Below are 21,998 nucleotides of genomic sequence, written 5' to 3'. Positions count from 1 at the left end.
ACTGCACGCTCGTTCGGAGCCCGGGCGCAGCTCAACAGGAACCACCCGTGGAGCTGACCATTGAGGGTCCGCACGGGGCTGCCGGTGCGGAACTGCAGGCCGCGCTGGCGGCAAATTTCGGGACCGGAATTGTCTCTGTCGGCAGCCAGAACGTTGCTGAGCTCAGGCTCGGACGTCCTCCGCTTGTCAACGGAGCCACGCTCGTCGACGGGGCGGACCTCACAGCGCGCAGGTTCCGGCCGCGCACCTCCGAGCCTCCGGCGTCACTGGCATTGGCCGTCCACAGCGGTTCCGGCGCGGGGACGGTTGTGCCGCTGCGGCGGGGCACGTACACAATCGGCCGTAGCAATGCCGACATTCTCATCCCAGACGCCGACGTTTCGCGGGCCCACGCACACCTGGTGGTCACCGAGACAGCCATCACGATTGTTGATCTGGACAGCGCCAACGGCACCGATGTGGACGGCGAGCGCGTGCGGAATGCCGTGATTTCGACGGGCTCCACCATTCGTTGTGGCAACTCCACCATGTCGTTGGTGTTCCTTGAGCGTTCGGGTGACGGCCTGGCGGACGCGGGCATGGATGTCCACGAGCCGTTGGTTATCAGCCGGCGCGACGATCCCATGAACCGCGCCGCACTGCTTCTGACGGCTGTGCTGCCGGTGGTCATTGGTGTGGGGCTTGCCGTCGTAACCGGAATGTGGATGTTCCTGGCTTTCACGGCCGTCTCGGCGATCTCCATCCTGGTGCCGGTGATCGGCGGGCGCCGGCAACGCCGCGAACTCGCTGCCGCGGTCAGGGCCGCGGTCACCCAGGACCAGGAACGACGACGGCGGGCCGCGCCGCCGCTCTCGGACCTGACCATCGGGGATCCAACAGGGAGGGACCGTGCCGGGCCGCGCACCAACGAGGGCATCTGGCTGCGGCTGGGCCAGGCAATCCAGCCGGCCAACCTCCGGTTCGAGCCCAGGGATCCGGGACGCGCTGTCCCTTCAGCCGGCATGCTGCCACTAACGTTGAGTCCGGCCAGACCCCTCACCACCATCCGCGGGCCACGCGCCGCCGTCGACGGGCTGGTGCGCTCACTCCTGATGCAGATTGCCGGTTATCCGCTGGGCCGGAATACCCGGGTGGTCGTCCATGGCAAGGCGAAGCAGCTCCCCCTGGCCGCACGGTATCTGGACGGCGTCACCCTTTCCAGTAACTCGAGTACCCTCGGGACCCTGCTTAAGCGAGGCTTCGGACCTGCCCATGGACACGGCCTGCTCCTTCTTATGGACGGCACGGAGTCCTCGGCCAGGATCACGGCAACGGCCTTGGAACACGGGTGGCAGGTCATCCATGCCCCCGAAGGCGGGTCCGCGCTGACGAATGCTGACGTAGAACTCGGTGAACGCTCGTCTGTGTTCAATGACGGCATCCGATTCGCTCCTGATCTGGCGCCCGTTGACGTCTTCAACAGGTTTTGCCGTCGACTGGCGCGGGAGGCAGACCAGCCAGTTGGTGCGGGACGGTCCATCCCCACGTCCTGCCGGCTTGTAGAGCTGCTCTCCCACTCCACGCCCGAAACATCCAGGCGGTGGTCAGCAAACAACAGCTTGCCCGGGCTTGCCGTTCCCATCGGGCGCGGTCTTGAGGGTGTCCGGACACTCGATCTCCAAAACGACGGACCCCACCTGCTGGTCGCCGGGACCACTGGCTCAGGAAAATCCGAACTCCTGCGCAGCATCACGGTTGCTCTCGCCCTCAGCTACGCGCCGGACCGCATCAACTTCCTCTTTGTGGATTTCAAGGGCGGCTCCGGACTCGGACCCCTGACCGGGCTCCCGCACTGTGTGGGTATGCTCACCGACCTGAGCAGCCATGAGCTCCAACGCGCCCTGCAGTCCCTCCGCGCCGAGATCAAATTCCGGGAACAGAGCCTTGCGATAGTTCAGGCACCGGACCTGACGTCATTCCGGGCAACGTCGGCGGGCCGCGCGTCGCCGCTCCCCCATCTTGTAATTGTCATAGATGAATTCCGGATGCTGGTGGAGGATGCTCCCGAATCGCTCCGGGAATTGATGAGGATCGCCGCCATCGGCCGTTCCTTGGGTATCCACCTGATCATGGCCACACAACGGCCCCAGGGCGCGCTGACGGCCGACATCCGCGCCAACGTCACCACCAGCATCGCGTTGCGCGTCCAGTCGGAGATGGAATCCGTGGACATCATCAATTCGAAAGCCGCGGCCGGGATCGGCGTCGATACTCCGGGCCGGGCTTACCTGGCCCGCGGAACGGAGGTTCCGCTGGAGTTCCAGGCCGGATCCCTGACAGCCGGAGCCATCCGATCCGAACCCGCCGGAATCTCGGTATGGTTGGCCTCCGAGTACATCGATGCCCCTGCAGTGCTGGGGGGTTCCGGATCCGCCAGGCACGAACCGACGCCTGCCGAGGCAACCGCCCCGTTAATAGCTTCCATGTCCGCGTTGTGGGAGACCATGAACCGTCCGGCCATCCGGAAGCCGATTGCTGCACCGCTCCCCTGTCTCCTCCCCGAACCTGCAGGCTCGTCCACCCCCGGGACCGCAGAAGGCGACGCTGACGACGACGATGGCGCCAGTGACAGGACCAAGGCCGACGCCGGTGCCACCAATTGGTCCGTGACGCTCGGCCTGATGGACCTGCCTGCCGAACAGAGAACCGCACCCTTGATCTGGGAACCTGCCGGCCACGGACACCTGGCCCTTATTGGCGGACCGGAATCAGGAGTGCCCGAGGCCATCCGGCTGGCAGTCCTCGGCTTGGCATCCCACGCCCGCGAATCCCACTTGTATGTGCTGGACCCGGACAGGTCGTTCGTGGGGTTGGCTTCCCACTGCAGGGTGGGCGCCACGGCAGGACTGCACGAGCTTCGCCGTGCCGTACGCATCCTGGAGCGTCTGGCACGGGAGCAGTCACTCCGGCTGGGACGTCCCGCCGGTGACGACGACATGCCGCTCGTGCTCGTGATCGCTGGCTGGGGATCCTGGCTCTCGGCCTTACGTGCCGGGCCGTTGGCGTGGGCCGAAGACGTTCTCCATGACCTTGTCCGGGATGGAAACCGGGCCGGTATCACGGTGATCATCTCGGGACACCGGGAACTGGTCACTTCCAGGTTCTTCCCAGCCATTCCCAACCGGGTGTACTTCCCGACCGGATCCAGCGAGGACAGCCGGATTGCCTGGCCGAAACTGCCTCCGACAGCGCCCGCGGTGGGAAGGGGCGTCGCTGTGGGCGCGCTGTCGGGTGGAAGAACTACAGTCTGCCAGTTCTACACGGCTGCCGGCGCTGAGGCCGCAGATCCGGGGGTAGCCCAAGCGCCGGAGCCCTCCCCGCGGCGTCGACCATTCCGAGTGGAGCCCCTGCCGGCCGTGGTTCCGGCGGCCCGGATCCTGAACCGGGCGGCCCCTCAGATCCAAGCTGAACCGAAAGGCAGGATCCCGCCGGGGCAGCGCGTCCTCCGCATCGGCGTAGGCGGCGACGAACTTGAACCGATATCCGTCCGGGCTCCCGCGGGTGGAGTGCTGGCCGTGCTGGGCGGCCCTTCGTCTGGCAAGTCGTCTTTTCTCCGGCTCCTGCCAAACGTCAACCCTGAAGCAGGACCGTGGCTTATGCCGGAGCAGGACACCGAACCGGGTGCCTATTGGTCCGGGATCCTGCGCCAAGCCACCACGGGCGGCCTGGAACGGAACTCGGTGGCATTGGTTGACGATGCGGACCTGCTGCTGCAGGACGTCACCCGTGACCTTGCCGACCTCAACACGCTAGGAATCACGGTGGTTATGACCGTGGGATACAGTCCGATACTCGCCCAGCGGGTTCCACTGGCGCTCCAGGCACGCAACTTGGGCTGCGGCATCCTGATCGCGCCCCGGACCTTTATGGACGGAGACCTCTTAGGGGTCCGCTTCGAGGCGGAACCCAACCCGCCACCGGGACGGAGCGTTCTCATCCAGAACGGCCGCGCCACCGCCGTCCAGCTGGGCTGGGTACCGCCGGATCAGTTGAAGGACGGATTGGCCGCCTAAAGTGCCGGTGGTGCCTAGAACGCCGGAGGCGGATCGCCTGTCCGGGATGCGTAGCTGATGACGCGTTTGTCGAACAGGAGCACTATGGCCGCAAGCGCCGGCACCACCATGGCGATCCCCGCCCAAATGACGCCGCCGGTAAGGGTCGGGACGCCGATAGTAAGGACAAACAGCTGGGCGACCAGCGCCGCTGCCCTCGTCCACCGGCGCCCTCGGAAGAGGAAGTGCCCCACCGAATAGAGCCAGGCCGAGAAAGCGAGCAAGAGGACCAGAGTAAATACGGCTCCCCAAAAAGACAGGACCGGTGCACCGGCCAGGAGTTCGTAGCCGTACCAGGCGCCGGCAACCAATAGCGCGGTGGCCTCGGCGGCAACAACAAGGGCTATCGCCACAATGCCGCGCGGGCGCGTGGATGGCGACGGATCTGCAGGGTTCGTGGGGGGTCTTGACACACTGGCACCCTACCGGAGATAGTCGGACAGTGGCGGGGGTCGGCAATGCCCGTGTGATGTATCGCTCAGCTATCCGGGGATTTCAAGCTGTATTACCCCTTGTTTACACAGCGTTAACATGACAGGCTTGACTGAGATGACCAAGGGGGCCCCTCAGGGCCCTTTTCCTTTGTAGCTACTAGTGAATTATTTCACAAAGAGCTCTTCCCAGAATTGGAGCAACTGATCAGCATGGATTGGCGTAACCGCGCGGCGTGCCTCGACAAGGACCCGGAACTGTTTTTCCCCGTAGGAAACACAGGGCCTGCCCTCCTCCAGATTGAGGAAGCCAAAAGCGTTTGCCGCCGCTGCCCCGTCGTTGACACGTGCCTCCAGTGGGCTCTCGAGTCCGGCCAGGACGCCGGCGTCTGGGGCGGCATGAGCGAAGACGAACGCCGCGCCCTTAAGCGCCGCGCCGCACGCGCCCGCCGCGCCTCCTAGGCTCGGTCCTTAAGGCCCTAGCACCAACAGCCTCACACAACGATGGCCGCAACCCTTCCGGGTTGCGGCCATCGGCTGTTAAGTCACGTGCAAGGTCCCCGGGCTACCTGGCCGCCAGGCTGAGGCGGATCTGGACAGCCGTCCCGCCGCCGTCGCGCGGGTGCCACGCGATGGTGCCGCCCAGCTCACTGGTAACCAGCGTGCGGACAATCTGCAGCCCCAGCCCTTCGACGTGCGGAGTCTCCGGCAGCCCCACACCGTCGTCGGCAATGGTGACGGTCAGCAGTTCCTCGCCGTCTTCCTCTTCGGAACGGTCCGCGATGAGCCACACGGTGCCGGTCCGTCCTTCGAGCCCGTGCTCGACGGCGTTGGTCACCAGTTCATTGATGACCAGTGCCAGCGGGGTGGCGAAGTCGCTGGGCAGTTCCCCAAACAGTCCCGACCGCTCGGTCTTGACTTGCTGCGATGGCGAGGCGACCTCTGCGGAAAGCCTGAACTGGCGGCCGATCAGCTCGTCGAAGTCAACGCTCTGCGCCAATCCCTGTGAAAGAGTCTCGTGGACCAGCGCGATGGTGGCCACGCGCCGCATCGCCTGTTCCAGGCCCTGCTTGGCCTCGTCGCTGACCATCCGGCGGGACTGCATACGCAGCAGGGCTGCAACGGTCTGCAGGTTGTTTTTCACCCTGTGATGGATCTCGCGGATGGTCGCATCCTTGGTAACGAGTTCCATCTCCCGGCGCCGCAGTTCGGACACGTCCCGGCACAGCACCAGCGCACCAAAGCGCTGCTGCTCATCCCGCAGCGGGATGGCCCGCAGCGACAGGCTCACACCACGGGATTCAATCTCACTACGCCACGGCATCCGCCCCGTCACCACCAGCGGCAGCGTTTCGTCAACCAGCCGCCGGTCCTTCAGCAGGCCGGCGGTCACCTCCGCCAGGGAACGGCCTTCCAGCGACTCGCCGTCGCCCAGCCGCCGGAAAGCCGATACCCCGTTGGGGCTTGCGTACTGCACAATTCCCTCGGCATCGAGCCTGATCAGGCCGTCCCCCACACGAGGCGCGCCGCGGCGCGAACCGGTGGGCGAGGCAAAATCAGGCCACAGCCCCAGCGTTCCCATCCGGAGGAGATCGTAGGCGCACTGCCGGTACGTCAGCTCCAGGCGGGACGGCATCCGGGAACTGGACAGGTCCATGTGGGTGGTCACCACAGCCAGGGTCCGGCCGTTGCGCACCATCGGCACAGCCTCCACACGCAACGCCATGTCAGTGCTCCAGTTGGTCTCGCTGGACCGCTCGATGGCACGGCTGCTCCAGGCCTTGTCCACCAGCGGCTGCAGGTCCTGCCGGATGGGCTCGCCCACAAAGTCGCCGTGGAACACGGTGTGCGTGGTGGACGGCCTGACGTGCGCCAGCGCCACATAGCCGTGATCCGGGTGCGGGAACCACAACGCCAAGTCGGCGAACGCCAGGTCAGCGACCATCTGCCAGTCGCCCACCAGGAGGTGCAGCCATTCGGCATCGCCCGGCCCGAAATCAGCGTGTTCCCTGATGGGGTCCGTAAAGATTGCCACTGCACCTCCAGTTACGACGCCGGGATTCCTAGCGTCGGACGATTGACCTCAAGAGCCTCAATGCTACCGACAGTGAGGCCATGTCGTCGGCCTCGAGCGAGTTGACCTCGTCAAACATGCTCTTTGCCCTGCCCAGCTGCTCGGCATTCTGGCGTTCCCAGTCCTTCAGCCTGTCCTCCGCGGAGTCTCCGGACGCCGTCGACTCGAGTACCGCCGTCGTCATGTCCGAGACGGTGGAATAGAGGTCATCCCGGAGTGCGGCCCTGGCCAGTGCCTGCCACCTGTCCTGGCGCGGCAGGCTGCTGATCCGTTCCAGCAGCGAGTCAGCGTGGAAGCGGTTGAACACTGTGTAGTAAACGGCCGCAATCTCCTCCACCGGCTCCTTACGGGCATGCACGATCGTGGCGATGTCCAGCAGGACAAAGCTCTCGAAGAGCTCCGCCCACCGGAAGGCAAGCCGCTCCGGGAGTTCCCACGCACGCGCGGTCTCCAGCCAGTCCGCAACGCGGTCACGGTCATCACCACGCAGGTAGTCCAGGAGCCGGGCCCGCATCGGGTCCAGGAGCGGCTTGAACTCGGCCACGGTGTCCGCGATGGGCCGGGACGTGCCGCCCTGCGCCAGCAGCCACCGGACAGCGCGGTCCAGCAGACGCCGGATATCCAGGTGGACGGTGCTCCAGTGCTCTGTGGGGAACGACGCCGGCAGGCTGTTCAGCTCCCCCACCATGGTGTTGAGGTCGAAAATCTCGCGGAGCGCCACAAATGCCTTGGCCACAGCCACTTCCGTGGCCGAGGTTTCCTCCATGGTCCGGAAGGCGAACGTGATGCCGCCCAGGTTGATCATGTCGTTGGCCACCACCGTGGCAATGATCTCGCGCCGCAGCGGATGGGTGTCCAGCTCGGCGTCGAACCGTTCGCGCAGCTGCTGCGGGAAGTACGCGCGCAGCGTCCCGCGGAACCACGGATCGTCGGCGAGGTCGCTGTCACGCAGCGCCGAGGCCAGCTCGATCTTCGCGTAGGCAGCCAGCACGGACAGCTCCGGCGACGTCAGCCCCTGGCCCTGGCCCAAACGCTCGCGCAGGGTTTCGGTGCTGGGCAGCGCTTCAAGGTCACGCTTCAGGTCAGCCGACTTTTCCAGCCAGTCCATGAGTCGCTCATAGCTGGGGCTCCACTCGGCCACCCGCATCCGGTCGTTCAGGAGCAGGATGTTCTGGTCCACGTTGTCCTCGAGGACCAGCCGCCCCACCTCGTCCGTCATCGAGGCGAGGAAGCCGGCCCGTTCCTCCGGGGTCAGCTTGTCCGCAGCCACCATCCGGTCTACAAAGATCTTGATGTTCACTTCATGGTCGGAGCAGTCGACGCCGGCCGAGTTATCGATCGCGTCGGTGTTCAGGATGACCCCTTGCAGGGCGGCTTCGATGCGGCCGCGCTGCGTCATGCCCAGGTTTCCGCCTTCGCCAACCACCTTGACCCGCAGGTCCTTGCCGTCCACGCGAATGCTGTCGTTGGCCTTGTCACCCACGGAGGCGTTGGACTCAGTGCTGGCCTTGACGTACGTTCCGATCCCGCCGTTATAGAGCAGGTCTGCGGGGGCGAGCAGGATAGCGCGGAGGAGCTCCGGCGGACTGAGTTCGGTGGTCGCCTCGGGCAGGCCCAGGGCCGCCCGGACCTGCCGCGAGACCGGAATGGACTTGGCCTGGCGGGCGTACACGCCGCCGCCTTCGCTGATGAGGGATTTGTCGTAGTCGTCCCACGAGGACCGCGGCAGTTCGAACAGCCTCCGGCGTTCCACGAACGACGATTCCGTTTCCGGTGCGGGGTCAAGGAAGATGTGCCGGTGGTCGAACGCTGCCAGCAGCCGGATATGCCGGGACAGGAGCATGCCGTTGCCAAACACATCGCCTGACATGTCGCCCACGCCCACAACGCTGAACGGCTGGGTCTGGGTATCGACGTCGAGCTCGCTGAAGTGACGTTTGACCGACTCCCAGGCGCCACGTGCCGTGATGCCCATGGCCTTGTGGTCGTAACCCACGGAACCTCCGGAGGCGAACGCATCACCGAGCCAGAACCCGTATTCTGCGGCCAGCCCGTTGGCGATGTCCGAGAACGTGGCCGTCCCCTTGTCCGCCGCCACCACAAGGTAGGAATCGTCGTCGTCGTGCCTCACAACGTCCGACGGCGGCACTACAGTTTCGCCTTCAGCTCCGGTGACGAGGTTGTCAGTGAGGTCCAGCAGGCCCCGGATGAACGTCTTGTAGCTTTCAACACCCTCCGCCATCCAGGCGGCACGGTCCGCGGCGGGATCGGGCAGCCGCTTGGCGAAGAAGCCGCCCTTGGCCCCGGTGGGAACGATGACCGCGTTCTTGACGGTCTGCGCCTTCACCAGGCCAAGGATCTCCGTCCGGAAATCCTCGCGCCGGTCAGACCAGCGCAGGCCGCCGCGGGCCACCTTGCCGAAGCGAAGGTGGACGCCCTCAACCCGCGGGGAGTACACCCAGATTTCGAACATCGGCCGCGGGAAAGGCAGGCCCTCAATCCGGGCAGGATCGAGCTTGAAGCTCAGGTGCGTCTTGTACTGGAAGTAGTTGGTGCGGAGGGTCGCCTCGATCAGGTTCGCCAAAGTCCGCAGCACACGGTCGGCGTCGAGCGTTGCCACCTCTTCAATGGCGGCTGACAGCTCGCCGCGGACTTTCTCCTGCGCCGCAAGGCGCTCAGTCCCGCTCAGGGCGGGATCGAACCGGGCCGCGAAAAGAGCCGTCAGGGCCTTGGTGACATCGGGATTGGCGAGCAGCGTGTCCGCCATGAAGCCCACCGAGTTGGTATTTCCCATCTGCCGCATGTACCGGGCATAGGCCCGCAGGACCGTGATCTGACGCCATTGCATCCCCTCACGCAGCACCAGCCGGTCAAAACTGTCCGACTCAACGGCGCCGGATAAGGCGGCACCGAACGAGTCAGCCAGCAGCTGTCCCGTGGCCAGCGGATCAATGCCGGCAGGGTATTTCAGCCCGAGGTCATAGAGGAAGAAGTCCCGCTGGTCGGCCGTCTCGATCTCAAAGGGCCGCTCATCCAGCACCTCGAGTCCCAGATTGTGGAAGAACGGCAGGATCTGGCTCAGGCTCTTGGGCTCCAGCATGTACAGCTTGACGCGGGCATCCTCCTCCAGGACTTCACCGGCGCCCTTGGGCAAGTACACATGGACGCCCGGCCGTTCCTGCCTGGCACCGGCCGTGCGCTCGGCTTCAGCCCCATATTTCTCGAACCGGGCGATGTCCTCCAGCGCGTCTTCGACCTCGTAATCCACCCGGTAGCCGGCCGGAAAAGCCTCCGACCAGATCGCGGCAAGCTCCTTCGCCTGCTCATCGGCGCCGCGTTCCCGCAGGACTTCAGCGATGCCCTCACTCCACGAACGGGCTGCCCGGACCAGCCGCGCTTCAAGCTCATCGGCGTTGAAGTGGCTGACCTCGCTGCCCTTGGGCAGGCGGATCCGGAAGAACAGGCGGGCGAGGGCCGATTCGGTCATCCGCGCTTCGTAGTCGATGGACTCGGCCTTGAACGTGGTCCGTAATTCTTCCTCGATGCGGAGCCGGACATTGGTGGTGTACCGGTCACGCGGAAGGTAGACCACCGCGGACATAAAACGGCCGTAAATGTCCGGCCGGAGGAACAGCCGGGTCCGCCGCCGCTCCTGCAATTTCTGGATGCCGGTGGCGGTGGCCGCCAGGTCCTCGGTCTCGATCTGGAACAGCTCGTCGCGCGGGTACGTCTCCAGGATCCCCAAAAGGTCCTTGCCGGAGTGTGAGTCCGGCGGGAAGCCGGCATTGGCGAGCACGGCGTCCACTTTTTCGCGCACGACGGGGATGTTCCGGACGGATCCGGCGTAGGCACTGGTTGCGAACAGGCCGATGAAGCGGCGCTCGCCGTTGACGTTGCCGGCCGCGTCGAAACTCTTTACGCCGATGTAGTCAAGGTACGCGGGGCGGTGGACGGTGGACCGTGAGTTTGCCTTGGTGATCACCAGCGCCCGCTTTTCGCGGGCCTTTTTTCGGCCGGCGTCGGTGAGGTGCTGCATATGCGGCGCGCCCGGCTTCGCCCGGAGCAGTCCGAGGCCGCTGTCCTCACGCAGTTCCAGTACATCTTCACCGTCGACGGTAACGAGGTCGTACTCACGGTATCCAAGGAAAGTGAAGTTGCCGTCGTCGAGCCAGCGCAGAAGATCCTGCGCCTGCCGCAGTTCGGCAATCTGGGCCGGGTGGGACACCTGGTCCAGGCTCGCGGCAATCTGTTGGGCCTTGTTGCGCATCTTGGGCCAGTCTTCGACGGCGGCGCGCACGTCTCCGAGGATGCGGTCCAGCCCGTCCAGCAACACCGCCTTGGCCTCGTCGGAGACGCGGTTGATTTCCACGGCGATCCACGACTCCATGTGGGAGGCGTTTTCGCCCTGCGCGATGAGGTGCGACAGCATGGGCATCGCCGCCGTATCACCGCTGGACAGACCGATGTGGGAGGGGACGCGGTCAACTTTAACCAGCTGCCCCGTTTCCCGGTTCCGGGTCACCACGAACAGCGGATGAAGCACAAGCCCGATGGCGGCGTTCTGGCGCACAAGCTCGGCGTTGACCGAGTCGACGAGGAAAGGCATATCGTCCGTGACGACATAGACGACGCTGCTGTCCGCCTCGTTAACGATGGAAACCTGCGCCTGGCCCGGCTGCCGGTTCGCGGCCACACCCCGGTGGGTTTCCGCCCGGCTGGCCAGCGCCTCCGGGGAATAGGTCCGGGCATCCTCTTCAGCCAGATGCTGGTAGTAGTCCGCGAGGAATCCCTCCCGGTCACCAATGGCCAAGGCTTGATCCTCCACGCTGGATCCAGACGACATCAACAAACGCCTCCATCACAAGTTTGATGCTGCACCGTCGCAGCTCCTACGGCGAGCCTAGCCCTTTCGGCGACGCCTCGGTGTGGAAGAAAATACAGAGGATCGCGAAGATCGCTGTACAGGTGCACAAACCAGTTCAGCGATCGCCTGCCTGAGCTTGGAATCCGGCGCCGTTTCGAGCAGCAGCGAGCCGCCGAGCAGCGCCGCATCAGCTGCGGGGCTGTCCGCCGGCAGGAAGACCTCGATCTGCGACGACGGACCATACCGTTCCCACGCATCCTTCAGCTGGCGTTCCGGGGACCTCCCCACCGCCGCCGCCCGGACCTTGTTCATCACCACAACAGGCGACACCTGCGGGACTGCCATCTCAAGCTCCGCGAGTCCGCGGACCAGCCGGGGAACCCCCACCGGATCGGCGGCCCCCACGGCATAGACGGTGTCCGCCAGTTCCAGGGTCCGCAGGGTCGCGGCATTCCGGCGCGGAGCCATCGTGTCGAAGCTGAGTTCCTCATCCGCCTCCAGGCAGAAGCCGGTGTCCACAACCACGATGTCGGCAATCTCCTTCGCGCGCTCCAGCACCAGCGACAGGGCTGCTGCCCGTAGTTCGGTCCACCTGTCCGCCCGGGTGATCCCGGTCAGGACTCGGAAAGTTCCAAGTTTGGTGGTGACGGGTGTGGCCACCTTCAGCAGCGCATCGGCGTCGAGCAGTCCCTGGTCCGCAAGCCGGCAGGCCTGCGCGATCCCCGCAGATTCATCCAGCAGGCCCAGGACTGCGGCGATGCTGGCCCCGTAACTGTCGGCGTCGACGAGGAGCACGGATTTCCCATCCGCAGCCAGTTCCCCTGCGATGTTGGCCGCGACGAAGGTCCGGCCAGGTGAACCGGCGGGACCCCACACGGCAATGATCTTGCCCTCCCCGGAGGCCGGCGGCACGTCCGCCTGGTCTGCGGGACGCTGACGCAACGCAGCGCTGGTGTCCCCCAGCCCGCTCCCGAACGTTGCATCCCTGGCGGTGCCTGTCAGCTGGGCAACGGCCTCGGCAATCCTGCCGGCCAGGGCGGCGGACTCTACGCCGGTCAGTGCGGAGGCCACACCGATCCCGCGCAGCCTGGCAGCCTCGTCGGCGTCATCCGTGAGGGCGATGATCGCCACGCCCACGGCACCGAGCCGATCAACGAGCGAAGCAGTCAGGCCCTCGCAGCCGTCGGCCACAACCGCGGCCCGTGCCAGGCCGCTCTGGCAGGCCGCCAGCAGTTCCGTCAGTTCGGTGCAGCGACGGACCACCGTGACCGGACCGTGGAGCCGCTCCAACCCGCCCACCACGTCCTCGCGGGCCTGGCCCACGGTGACCACGGGGATGCTCATGAGGCCCCGCCCGGGTTCCATACCACTGAAATCTTGGCCTTGTTCGCCTGCGCGCCGAGGATGGCCGGCATCTGGCCGTCGGCAACCAGCACCATCAGCACCGTATTGCGGGAGGACCCCAAGGCCGTGGAGCCGGCGGTCACCTGTGCAATTTCTGCGCCGGGCAGCAGGAGCTTCGGCTCACTGAAGCCGTTGCGGGCATCCGGCAAGGCAACCCAGACGTCCACCCGGGTCCCGGCAACCGCCTGCGGCGGCAGTGCTTCCTCAATGGTCACGGCTACTGGCTTGCGGTCCAACGAATCCACAGTGGCCAGACTTTCCTTGGGCACCAATTGGTTCTTGCCGATTCTTTGGACTGCGACCAACCCGTCGGGGAGCCCTGCTTCAACGGTGACGTAATGCTGTTCAGTCTCACCCAGGCGGACCTTGGCCCGGACCACATTGTCCGCGGTCAGCTTCTCACCCACCGCAATGGAGTCCCGGGCGGCGTAAATCTCGGTGGTCTGATCAGCGCTGCCAACCAGCGAGATCACTCCCACCACCGATGCCAGGACCAGCAGCACGCCAACCAGCAGCCGGGGATCCTTCCACGACGGCGGTTTCAGCCTGGCACCTGTAGTAACAGCATCGTGGCTCATGCTCTTCTCCCCCTAGCTCCGGTCCAGGCGGCTGGCTGCGTCCCGGACACCTCATTGTTACGGCATGGGCCCCGGAACAAAAGTCAAAACACCAAACAACATCAAACTGTGGATAACCGCACCAGATGACGCCTTCAATGGCAAAATGGAGCTATGCCCAGATTCCTGACTCTCGCCGATGTTGCTGAACAGCTGCAAATCAACTCGCCGGCGGCCTATGCCTTGGTCCGTAGCGGAGAACTGAAGGCCATCCAGGTGGGTGGCCGCGGGCAGTGGCGCGTCGAGGAAAAGATGCTGGAGCAATACATCGAAGAGCGTTACGCCGAGGCCAGCCGCATGATCCAGGAAGCCAAAGCCAAGCAAGGCTGATCCGGTCCGCGGCTATAGTTCCCCGGCACTCCGTGACCGCAGGGCACCCAGCGCCTCAAACGGAATCGTGGCTACCTGCCGGACCTGTGATGCCCGCCGGGACTCCCCGGGGCTGACAAGCGCCAGGTCCAAAAAGTCAGTGCCCACTCGGTCGATGACTCCGGCCAGCCCGGTATCCCTTTCCGGCGCGTGGCGCAGAGTGACTGCAAGTTCGGCCCGGTCCCGCGCCAGGCCCCGCAGCGCATGCGCCAATCCGATCCGGCGCCGCACCTGCGAAGTCTCGGCCACGGAGCCGCGGCCAAGGCCCGCATAGCGTGCCACGGCGCCGTACGGGACCAGGACCTGGTGACGCAACTCGTTCAGGACCAGCGCATCGGCGCCGGCATGGCTCAGGGTTCCTTCGAAGGCGCGCCCACACGCCAGATACACGGCCACGTGGCTGTTCAGGGAACCCCGCAAGCGGTCAGCCAGAGCGACGGAGGCTGTTTCCGCTCTTGCCCGCTCAGAGATCTCGGCATCGACGGCCAGCCGCTCGCCCTCGGCGAACTGTGCCTCCATATCACTAAACAGAGCATCCCAACGCATGGGGCCAAGCGTAGGGTGCGGGTTTGTTCGCGGTCAATTCACCAACGACTTCACTCCAGTCTCTGGACAAATCCAGCACAGCTGCGTCAAACTGAACCTAGATTCATCAAACGGCATCAAACAGCATCAAACATGAGATAGGAACATCATGACGGCAGCTACAGCACGTGGGCTCCGCGCAGACGCCGTCATGGCGGCGTCCATCCTCCTGTTGGGATTCTTACTCTGCGTTGCCGGCGGGGACATGGTGGGTCGATGGCAACTGTCCACAGCACGCCGGCAAGGCCCGGACCTCGATGACCTACTTGGTGCCGTGGCTGTCGCCGCTGGGCTGGCCATCGTGGCGTGGTGGATCTTCTCGATGGTTTTGGCGTCAGCGGCTGCCGTCCTGGGCAGGTGCGGCAGGCGGCGGGCCGCCGACAGGGCCGGCAAATGCTGCCCGGCATTTATGCGCCGGCTCGCTGTGGCCGCACTGTCGGTGCAACTGCTGTCGGCACCGCTGGCTCACGCGGCCGTCCCACCGGCCGGACCCGCCTGGGTACCAACGCAGGAAGTGGCGCTCCAGGACGTACCTGTCCACGGGGCAGCCATCCAGGCCCAGTGGTCTCCCACAAGCGGCCACCGGCAGCTCAGGGAACCGGAGGGCAAAAACCCCGCAGACACCGGACAGACCACCGAAACTCCTGCGGCGGCGGTCCGGCCAGACTGGCGTCCCAGCCCGCCGGTCCCGGACCCCGGCCTGCTGGCCGCCCAGCCCGTCCGGGCGGAACAGGGCCCACCGGAGCCATTGAGTGAGGTCACGGTACTGGCGGGCGACACACTCTGGGACATCGCCTCCCGCCACTTGGGCCCGGCGGCTTCGGATGTGGATGTCGCCTTGCACTGGCCCCGCTGGTACGAGGCCAACAAATCCCGGATCGGCGAAAGCCCGCATGTCCTGCTGCCCGGGCAGATTTTGAAAGCACCTTCCACGGCCTAACCGACGTTCCGATATTCATCAGCTCACGATCAAGGGGAATCACATGTACGCAGTTACGCCAATCCGCTCCGCCACGGTCAACCCGGGCGGCACGGCAGCCGTCCGCCAGGTTCCTCCGCGCACCACGACCGCGCCGGTCGTGCCGCTGCGTGCGGCAGACGAAGCCTCCGAAATCCTGGCGATCACACGCAATACCGTGCAGGCGGCCATGGAAGTCCTCGCCGGCATCCGACCGATCCACCAGCTCGCCCGCCGCCTGGATCCGCGCTGCCTCGCCGTGCTGCAGCACCGTGCGGCCTTGATCCGCCGCGAACAGTCGCGTTCTGCCTCGCCGTCCCTGGCCCGGCTGCACAAGAACTCCATCGTGCGTTCAGTCCGCGCCTGCGAGGTCGCCCCGGGCATCTATGAGGCAAGCGCCGTGGTGGTTGATGACATCCGGGCACGGGCTGTAGCGGTCCGGCTTGAGCGGAGCAAGCAGGTCTGGCGCGTGACCGAGTTTATGATCGGCTGAGCCGCTTGCCTACGAATGCAGAAGTGCCCGGAGCTGAGGCCCCGGGCACTTCCAGTGTCGAACTATTGCAGTGCCGATCTATGGCTGATCAGCCTCGATCCCTGCTGTCAGCGGCGCTTTTTCCTGGCCGGACGCTTGGTGGCGTCCTGCGCTGCAGCCTTTGCGGGATTTCCGGACCGTGAAGAGACACGACCTTCCACCCGCGTCTGGGATGCGCCGTCTTCGCCGGGAGCTGTGTACTGCAGCTGGGCCGGCTTCTCCGGCGCCTCCAGGCCGGCAGCGTGGATCTGCGGCTCAACGTGCTCGGTGTGGCCACCTGCTGCGTCGGGCACCACCACATCCTGGGCCGGAGTCACCTCAACTTCAAGGTTGAACAGGAAACCGACACTTTCCTCGCGGATGGCCTCCATCATGCTCTGGAACATAACGAAGCCCTCGCGCTGGTATTCCACCAGCGGGTCACGCTGTGCCATGGCGCGCAGTCCGATGCCTTCCTTGAGGTAGTCCATCTCATAGAGGTGTTCCTGCCACTTGCGCCCGATGACCGACAGCACCACACGGCGTTCCAGCTCGCGCATGCTCTCGGCACCGATGGTCTCTTCCCGGGTCTGGTAGACCACGCGGGCGTCGGAGAGCAGCTCCTCCTTGAGGAATTCAACGGTGAGCTTGGACTTGCCACCGGCTTCCTCGATGATCTCGTCCGCTGTGACGCTGACGGGGTAGAGCGTCTTGAGGTTGGTCCACAGCTGGGTGTAGTCCCAGTCGTCGCCGTTGCCTTCGGCCGTGGCGGAATCGATCAGGGCAGTGATGGTGTCCTCAACGAAGAACTGGACCTTTTCGTGCAGGTCGTCACCTTCGAGGATCCGGCGGCGGTCACCGTAGATGGCTTCGCGCTGGCGGTTCAGGACGTCGTCGTACTTGAGGACGTTCTTGCGCTGCTCGGCGTTGCGGCCTTCAACCTGGCCCTGCGCAGACGCGATGGCCCGGGAAACCAGTTTCGATTCCAACGCCACATCATCAGGGACGGAACTGTTCATCAGCCGTTCGGCCGCACCGGAATTGAAAAGCCGCATCAGGTCATCGGTCAGGGAGAGGTAGAAGCGTGATTCGCCGGGGTCGCCCTGGCGGCCGGAACGGCCACGGAGCTGGTTGTCGATGCGGCGGGACTCGTGCCGCTCAGTTCCCAGGACATACAGCCCGCCGAGGCTCAGCACTTCCTCGTGTTCGTCCTTCACGGACTGCTTGGCCGCCTCCAGGGCAGCCGGCCAGGCGGCCTCGTACTCTTCGGAATTCTCTTCCGGGTCCAGCCCGCGCTTGGCAAGGTCGGCCACCGCGGTGAATTCGGCGTTGCCGCCCAGCATGATGTCAGTGCCTCGGCCTGCCATGTTGGTGGCCACCGTGACAGCAGCCTTGCGTCCGGCCTGCGCAACGATGGCCGCCTCACGGGCGTGGTTCTTGGCGTTCAGGACTTCGTGCCGGATGCCCTCCTTGGCGAGCAGCCCGGAGAGGTATTCGCTCTTTTCGACACTCGTGGTGCCCACAAGGATCGGCTGGCCCTCTTCGTGACGCTCGGCAATGTCCTTCACGACGGCGTCGAACTTCACCTTTTCATTCTTGAACACGAGGTCCGACTGGTCGAGCCGCGTCATGTCCCGGTTGGTGGGGATGGCCACCACGCCGAGCTTGTATGTGCCCATGAACTCGGCGGCCTCAGTCTCGGCCGTGCCGGTCATGCCTGCCAGCTTGGAGTACATCCGGAAGTAGTTCTGGAGCGTCACCGTGGCCAGCGTCTGGTTTTCGGCCTTGATTTCCACGGCTTCCTTGGCCTCGATGGCCTGGTGCATGCCCTCGTTGTAGCGGCGCCCGGCCAGGATGCGGCCGGTGTGTTCGTCAACGATCAGCACTTCGCCGTCGAGGATGACGTAGTCCTTGTCCCGCTTGAACAGTTCCTTGGCCTTGATGGCGTTGTTCAGGAACCCGATGAGCGGCGTGTTCGCGGATTCGTAGAGGTTCTGGATGCCCAGGTAGTCCTCCACTTTTTCGATGCCGCTTTCGAGGACGCCAACGGTGCGCTTCTTCTCGTCCGCCTCGTAGTCCTCGCCGGCCTTGAGGCGCTGCACCACCTTGGCAAATTCGCTGTACCACCGGTTGGTGTCGCCCTGGGCAGGGCCGGAAATAATCAGCGGCGTGCGGGCTTCGTCGATGAGGATGGAGTCGACCTCATCAACAATGGCGAAGTTGTGGCCACGCTGGACCAGTTCTGACTGGTCCCACGCCATGTTGTCGCGCAGGTAGTCAAAGCCGAATTCGTTGTTGGTGCCGTAGGTGATGTCCGCGGCGTACTGCTGCCGGCGTACCGCGGGATCCTGGTTGGACAGGATGCAACCGCTGGTCAGACCGAGGAAACGGTAGACCCGGCCCATAAGGTCTGACTGGTATTCGGCAAGGTAGTCGTTCACCGTGATGACGTGGACGCCATTGCCGGTGAGGGCATTAAGGAAGGCGGGCGCGGTGGCCACGAGGGTCTTGCCTTCGCCGGTCTTCATTTCGGCGATATTGCCGAGGTGGAGCGCGGCGCCACCCATGAGCTGGACGTCAAAGTGACGCATGCCCAGGGTGCGGGACGAGGCCTCACGCACGGCGGCGAATGCCTCCGGGAGGAGATCGTCGAGGTGCTCGCCGTCCCGGTGTCGGGCGCGGAGGTGGTCGGTTTCCTCCCGGAGCTCAGCATCCGTGAAGGTTTTGAACGAGTCTTCGAGCGCATTGATGGAGTCGGCATAGTTCCGCAGTTGCCGCAGGGTTTTTTTGTCACCCGTGCGGAGAAGTTTTTCGATAAGTGATGCCACGTGAAGATACTCCCAGTCTTATGCTGCCGAATTCTGGCGTTTTTAGTCTACGGGAGAGACACAGGCCACGCGGCCGGTGTTCCCTGAGAGCGGAGCGGACCGGCGCGGTGACGCAGTGCGGCGCCGAGGGACTCCGCCAGGTCCCCGATCGGGCTGACCACAATGTCTTCCAGCTCCAGCCATTCGGCCATCAGTTCCAGCTCGGCGGCGAGCTCGACGGCGGTCCCTGGCGGTGCGTCCGGCTCACCGTAGGCGGACCTGACCAACAGATTTCCTGCCGCACGGTCCGCTTTAAGGTCCACTCGCGCCACGATGGTGTCACCCAGGAGGAAGGGCAGGACGTAGTACCCGAAGCGTCGCAGGTGCGCGGGCGTGTAAATCTCGATCCGGAAATGGAACCCGAAGAGCTCCTCAAGCCGGCGCCGATCGAAGACCAGGGAATCAAAGGGACTGAGCAAGGCCCGCCCTGCCGCCCGCCGCGGCATTGTGGCGTCGGCATGGAGGAATACCTTCCGGTCCCAGCCGGCGACAGCCACCTGCTCCAGCCTCCCTATGCTGACCAGATGGTCCACAGAGGCGGCGGCCGCCTTGACCGGTGTACGGAAGTAGTCCGCGAAGCACTTCACGGTTCCGATGCCATGGGCTTGTGCGGCCGCGTCGATGAGCCGATGCATGGCCTCAACAGGGTCCGGGGTGGGCTCGAGGGCCAGCCGGCGCGGCAGCACCCTTGCCGTCAGGGTGTACTTTCGCTCGAACTGTTCGGTTCTGGACGCCGCGGAAATGGTGCCCGCCTCGAACAGGTCTTCGAGCACGCGTTTGACGGCGTTCCAGTTCCATCCCCAGTTGTCGTCCCGCCGGTCCTCCACGTGCCCGATGCTCACCGTCAGTTCCGCCGCCGTCATGGGCCGCCCTGCGGCGAGGGCGTCGAGGATCTTTCCTGCCACCGCGTCGCGCAGTTCCGGGTCGAGGGCGGACGCACCCACCCACGTGCGTTTCTGCCACAACCGGAGGTCCAGGAAGTGCTCGGGCCGGATGAAGCTGGCCTCGTGGGCCCAATACTCCATCATCCGCCTGGGAGGCGAGCTGGCCATCCGCTGAAGGATGGTGCGGTCGTAGTTGCCGAGCCTTGAAAAGAAGGGCAGAAAGTGACTGCGGGACAACACGTTGACGGAATCGATCTGGACAAGCTGGATCCGGGCAAAGGTCCGGCCCACCGTCCGTGAGGTCACGGGGCCGGCGGGCCGTCCTTTGTCGAGTCCCTGAGCTGCCAGGGCGATCCGCCGGGCCTGGTTAAGGCTCAGCGTCGCTGGCACATCAGTCCTTTCATTGAGGGGTGTAAACCGCCCTAGACTTTTGCAGCCTCGTCATCGGAACGGTAGGCGAGGATTTTTTCTTCGACGGCCGTCTCCCCCGGTTCGCATTCGTGGTCCAGGGTGATCACTCCGTACGTCCAGCCACGGCGCCGATAGACCACCGAGGGCGTGTTGGTGGCCTTGTCCACAAACAGGTAGAAATCGTGGCCCACGAGCTCCATGTTGTCCACAGCATCGTCAAGGGTGAGGGAGGCCGCAGGGAAAACTTTGCGCCGGATCAGCACCGGGGAGTCCCCAGCCGGAATGTCGTTCTCGACGTCGTAGGGCGATCGTTCAACAGGTGCTGCCTGGGGTTCGCTGCGATGGCTCGCCTCGACATAAAGGGGCTCACTGGTACTCGCGGGTTCCAGTGATGCGGTGGCCTCACGTACTGCCTTGGGGGTGTGGCGCCCGTGGTGGACCTTCTTGCGGTCCTTGGCGCGGCGGAGACGTTCCAGCAGCTTGGTGTAGGCGAGATCGAACGCAGCGAATTTGTCTGCGGCGCTGGCTTCGGCACGGATTACGGGTCCCCGGCCCAGAACCGTCACTTCAACGGTGAGCTGGTCGCCGGTCTGGCGCGCATTCGTTTCCTTGGAAACCTTCGCGTCAACCCGCTGGACCTTGTCGCCAAGTGACTCGATCTTCGAGATCTTCTCACCGGCGTATTCGCGGAAGCGGTCTGAGACCGTCAGATTTCGTCCGCTAATCATAAACTCCATGGTGCCCTCCAAATGACTTCGGTGACACGACGGCGGCACATCCCACGGGCCGATCTGCTTGACAGTCGAGCCCCTTTCCGAGCCGCCATCGAAAGGTACAACTTGTTCTTGGTACCCACAACCGACGTTAGTTCATAGCCACCTGTTATTCATCCTTTCTTCGTTTATTTTTTTCTAAGACGGGCAGCGTTCCGCCAGCTCCCGGGGCGGGCTATTCGCCGCCAGCTGAATCCGGCGGGCGTGTCGCGGCAAGGACCACCGCCCCCACCACCACGGCACCGCTGACGTGCAGCGCGCGGGCGGCTTCCGCGAGTGTGGCCCCCGTGGTGAGGACGTCGTCGACAATGATGCAGCGGCGTCCGGCCACCCGCGCGCGCTGGCGTTTCGGGACCTTCATGGACCCCTTGACCCGGCTCGCCCTGGCTCCGCGGCCGAGTCCCTTTTGGCCTCCAGGCAGCCGCTCCAGTGCGGCGCGGCGCCGGGATTTCCGGATCACGTCCACCACCGGTGTACCGCGGATGGTGGTCCCCCGACGCAACTCTGCGAGCAGGAGGTGGACCGGACTGAACCCTCTTTTGATGAAGCCGGCCGTACTGCTGGGCACCGGAACCAGGCAGACGCCGTCGACGCCGGCCACGGACGCGGCAATGCCCTGCCCCAGTCCGCGAGCCAGGACTGACGTGAGCTGGTGCTGGCCATGGCTCTTGAACGAAAGCACGGCCTGCGCCAGCTCCTCGCGGTACACCCCGGCCGCCACCACGGGAAGGATTAGGCCGCCGTCGACGTTCATCAGGGCCGGCGCCTGCTCCTCTGCCCGGAACGGGTGCCTGGTCAACAGGCGGACGTGGCGTTCGCACATGACGCACAGGGCCAGGTCCTCCGCACCGCAGCAGACGCAGTCCACAGGGACGGCAAGTGCCAGCAGCTCCGCGGCGGCCACGCCCATCTGGTCGGCGGCCCGCAGCCAGCAGCGGCGGTGGCCGCCGCGATGCTTGGCGGACTGCAGCGGAGGCGGCAGGAGGTCCGGATCCAGGCTCGCCGCATTTCTGGCGGGACTTCCCCCGGAGCGGCCCCCACCGCGGCCCCCGGACCGGCGCGAATGCGCGTGGCGGGCAGGAGGACGTCCGGGCTGAATTTCGGTCACACCCCATGGTGGCTTGCGTATCGCAGCCCCGGAACCGCTGGTCCGCGCTAT

Annotated in this window: 15 protein-coding genes; 5 read left to right on the top strand and 10 right to left on the bottom strand. The window is 65.1% G+C overall.

Annotated features, from left to right (window positions below; genetic code table 11):
• The first annotated feature begins 47 nt into the window (after positions 1–47).
• Complete coding sequence (locus MUN23_RS16785; protein ID WP_248759883.1) at positions 48–4,052, top strand: FtsK/SpoIIIE domain-containing protein; 4,005 nt, start codon at positions 48–50, stop codon at positions 4,050–4,052.
• A 14-nt stretch (positions 4,053–4,066) separates the two neighbouring features.
• Here the strand turns inward: MUN23_RS16785 and MUN23_RS16780 are convergent, their stop codons facing one another.
• A complete protein-coding gene (locus MUN23_RS16780; RefSeq protein WP_248759882.1) occupies positions 4,067–4,504 on the bottom strand; it encodes a hypothetical protein in 438 nt (145 codons plus the stop codon).
• Between the two features lie 231 nt (positions 4,505–4,735).
• On the opposite strand from MUN23_RS16780, the gene MUN23_RS16775 reads away from it, so the two are divergent.
• Positions 4,736–4,984 carry a WhiB family transcriptional regulator gene (locus tag MUN23_RS16775; RefSeq protein ID WP_003804966.1) on the top strand — a complete coding sequence of 83 codons (249 nt, stop codon included), beginning with the start codon at positions 4,736–4,738 and terminating at the stop codon, positions 4,982–4,984.
• A gap of 103 nt (positions 4,985–5,087) precedes the next feature.
• Here the strand turns inward: MUN23_RS16775 and MUN23_RS16770 are convergent, their stop codons facing one another.
• From MUN23_RS16770 to MUN23_RS16755, 4 genes are read right to left on the bottom strand one after another with little or no spacing between them, the layout of a single operon-like run.
• On the bottom strand, positions 5,088–6,557 hold the full coding sequence (locus MUN23_RS16770) for a sensor histidine kinase (RefSeq protein ID WP_248759881.1): 1,470 nt from the start codon (positions 6,555–6,557) through the stop codon (positions 5,088–5,090).
• 28 nt (positions 6,558–6,585) lie between these two features.
• Positions 6,586–11,439 (bottom strand): NAD-glutamate dehydrogenase, encoded by a 4,854-nt coding sequence (locus MUN23_RS16765; protein WP_248759880.1) that lies wholly within the window; start codon positions 11,437–11,439, stop codon positions 6,586–6,588.
• Positions 11,440–11,496: 57 nt separating this feature from the next.
• On the bottom strand, positions 11,497–12,804 hold the full coding sequence (locus MUN23_RS16760) for a P-loop NTPase (protein ID WP_248759879.1): 1,308 nt from the start codon (positions 12,802–12,804) through the stop codon (positions 11,497–11,499).
• Complete coding sequence (locus MUN23_RS16755; protein WP_248759878.1) at positions 12,801–13,442, bottom strand: hypothetical protein; 642 nt, start codon at positions 13,440–13,442, stop codon at positions 12,801–12,803. Before MUN23_RS16755 ends, MUN23_RS16760 begins: the two co-directional genes overlap by 4 nt.
• 153 nt (positions 13,443–13,595) lie before the next feature.
• Between MUN23_RS16755 and MUN23_RS16750 the strand changes: the two genes are divergently transcribed.
• A complete protein-coding gene (locus MUN23_RS16750) occupies positions 13,596–13,811 on the top strand; it encodes a helix-turn-helix domain-containing protein (RefSeq protein ID WP_104062208.1) in 216 nt (71 codons plus the stop codon).
• 12 nt (positions 13,812–13,823) lie between these two features.
• Here the strand turns inward: MUN23_RS16750 and MUN23_RS16745 are convergent, their stop codons facing one another.
• The gene (locus MUN23_RS16745; protein ID WP_248759877.1) at positions 13,824–14,396 is read right to left on the bottom strand and encodes a hypothetical protein; all 573 of its coding nucleotides are present in this window, start codon (positions 14,394–14,396) and stop codon (positions 13,824–13,826) included.
• 148 nt (positions 14,397–14,544) lie between these two features.
• On the opposite strand from MUN23_RS16745, the gene MUN23_RS16740 reads away from it, so the two are divergent.
• Both MUN23_RS16740 and MUN23_RS16735 read left to right on the top strand, forming a co-directional pair.
• On the top strand, positions 14,545–15,375 hold the full coding sequence (locus tag MUN23_RS16740) for a LysM peptidoglycan-binding domain-containing protein (RefSeq protein WP_248759876.1): 831 nt from the start codon (positions 14,545–14,547) through the stop codon (positions 15,373–15,375).
• Positions 15,376–15,418: 43 nt separating this feature from the next.
• The gene (locus MUN23_RS16735; RefSeq protein ID WP_248759875.1) at positions 15,419–15,886 is read left to right on the top strand and encodes an Rv3235 family protein; all 468 of its coding nucleotides are present in this window, start codon (positions 15,419–15,421) and stop codon (positions 15,884–15,886) included.
• 107 nt (positions 15,887–15,993) lie between these two features.
• Here the strand turns inward: MUN23_RS16735 and secA are convergent, their stop codons facing one another.
• From secA to MUN23_RS16715, 4 genes are all read right to left on the bottom strand, one after another.
• Positions 15,994–18,732 carry a preprotein translocase subunit SecA gene (secA, locus tag MUN23_RS16730; RefSeq protein ID WP_248759874.1) on the bottom strand — a complete coding sequence of 913 codons (2,739 nt, stop codon included), beginning with the start codon at positions 18,730–18,732 and terminating at the stop codon, positions 15,994–15,996.
• 47 nt (positions 18,733–18,779) lie between these two features.
• Positions 18,780–20,045, bottom strand: coding sequence for a winged helix-turn-helix domain-containing protein (locus MUN23_RS16725; RefSeq protein WP_248759873.1), 1,266 nt, complete (start codon positions 20,043–20,045; stop codon positions 18,780–18,782).
• A 32-nt stretch (positions 20,046–20,077) separates the two neighbouring features.
• A complete protein-coding gene (gene hpf / locus MUN23_RS16720) occupies positions 20,078–20,803 on the bottom strand; it encodes a ribosome hibernation-promoting factor, HPF/YfiA family (protein ID WP_056343769.1) in 726 nt (241 codons plus the stop codon).
• Positions 20,804–21,014: 211 nt separating this feature from the next.
• Entirely contained in the window at positions 21,015–21,947 is a 933-nt protein-coding gene (locus MUN23_RS16715; protein WP_248759872.1) for a ComF family protein, read from the bottom strand.
• Positions 21,948–21,998 lie beyond the last annotated feature (51 nt).

Source organism: Pseudarthrobacter sp. SSS035 (genome assembly GCF_023273875.1).
Lineage (GTDB): Bacteria > Actinomycetota > Actinomycetes > Actinomycetales > Micrococcaceae > Arthrobacter.
The sequence above is the reverse complement of the archived record's forward strand: the minus strand, read 5'-3'. Positions and strand labels throughout refer to the sequence as shown.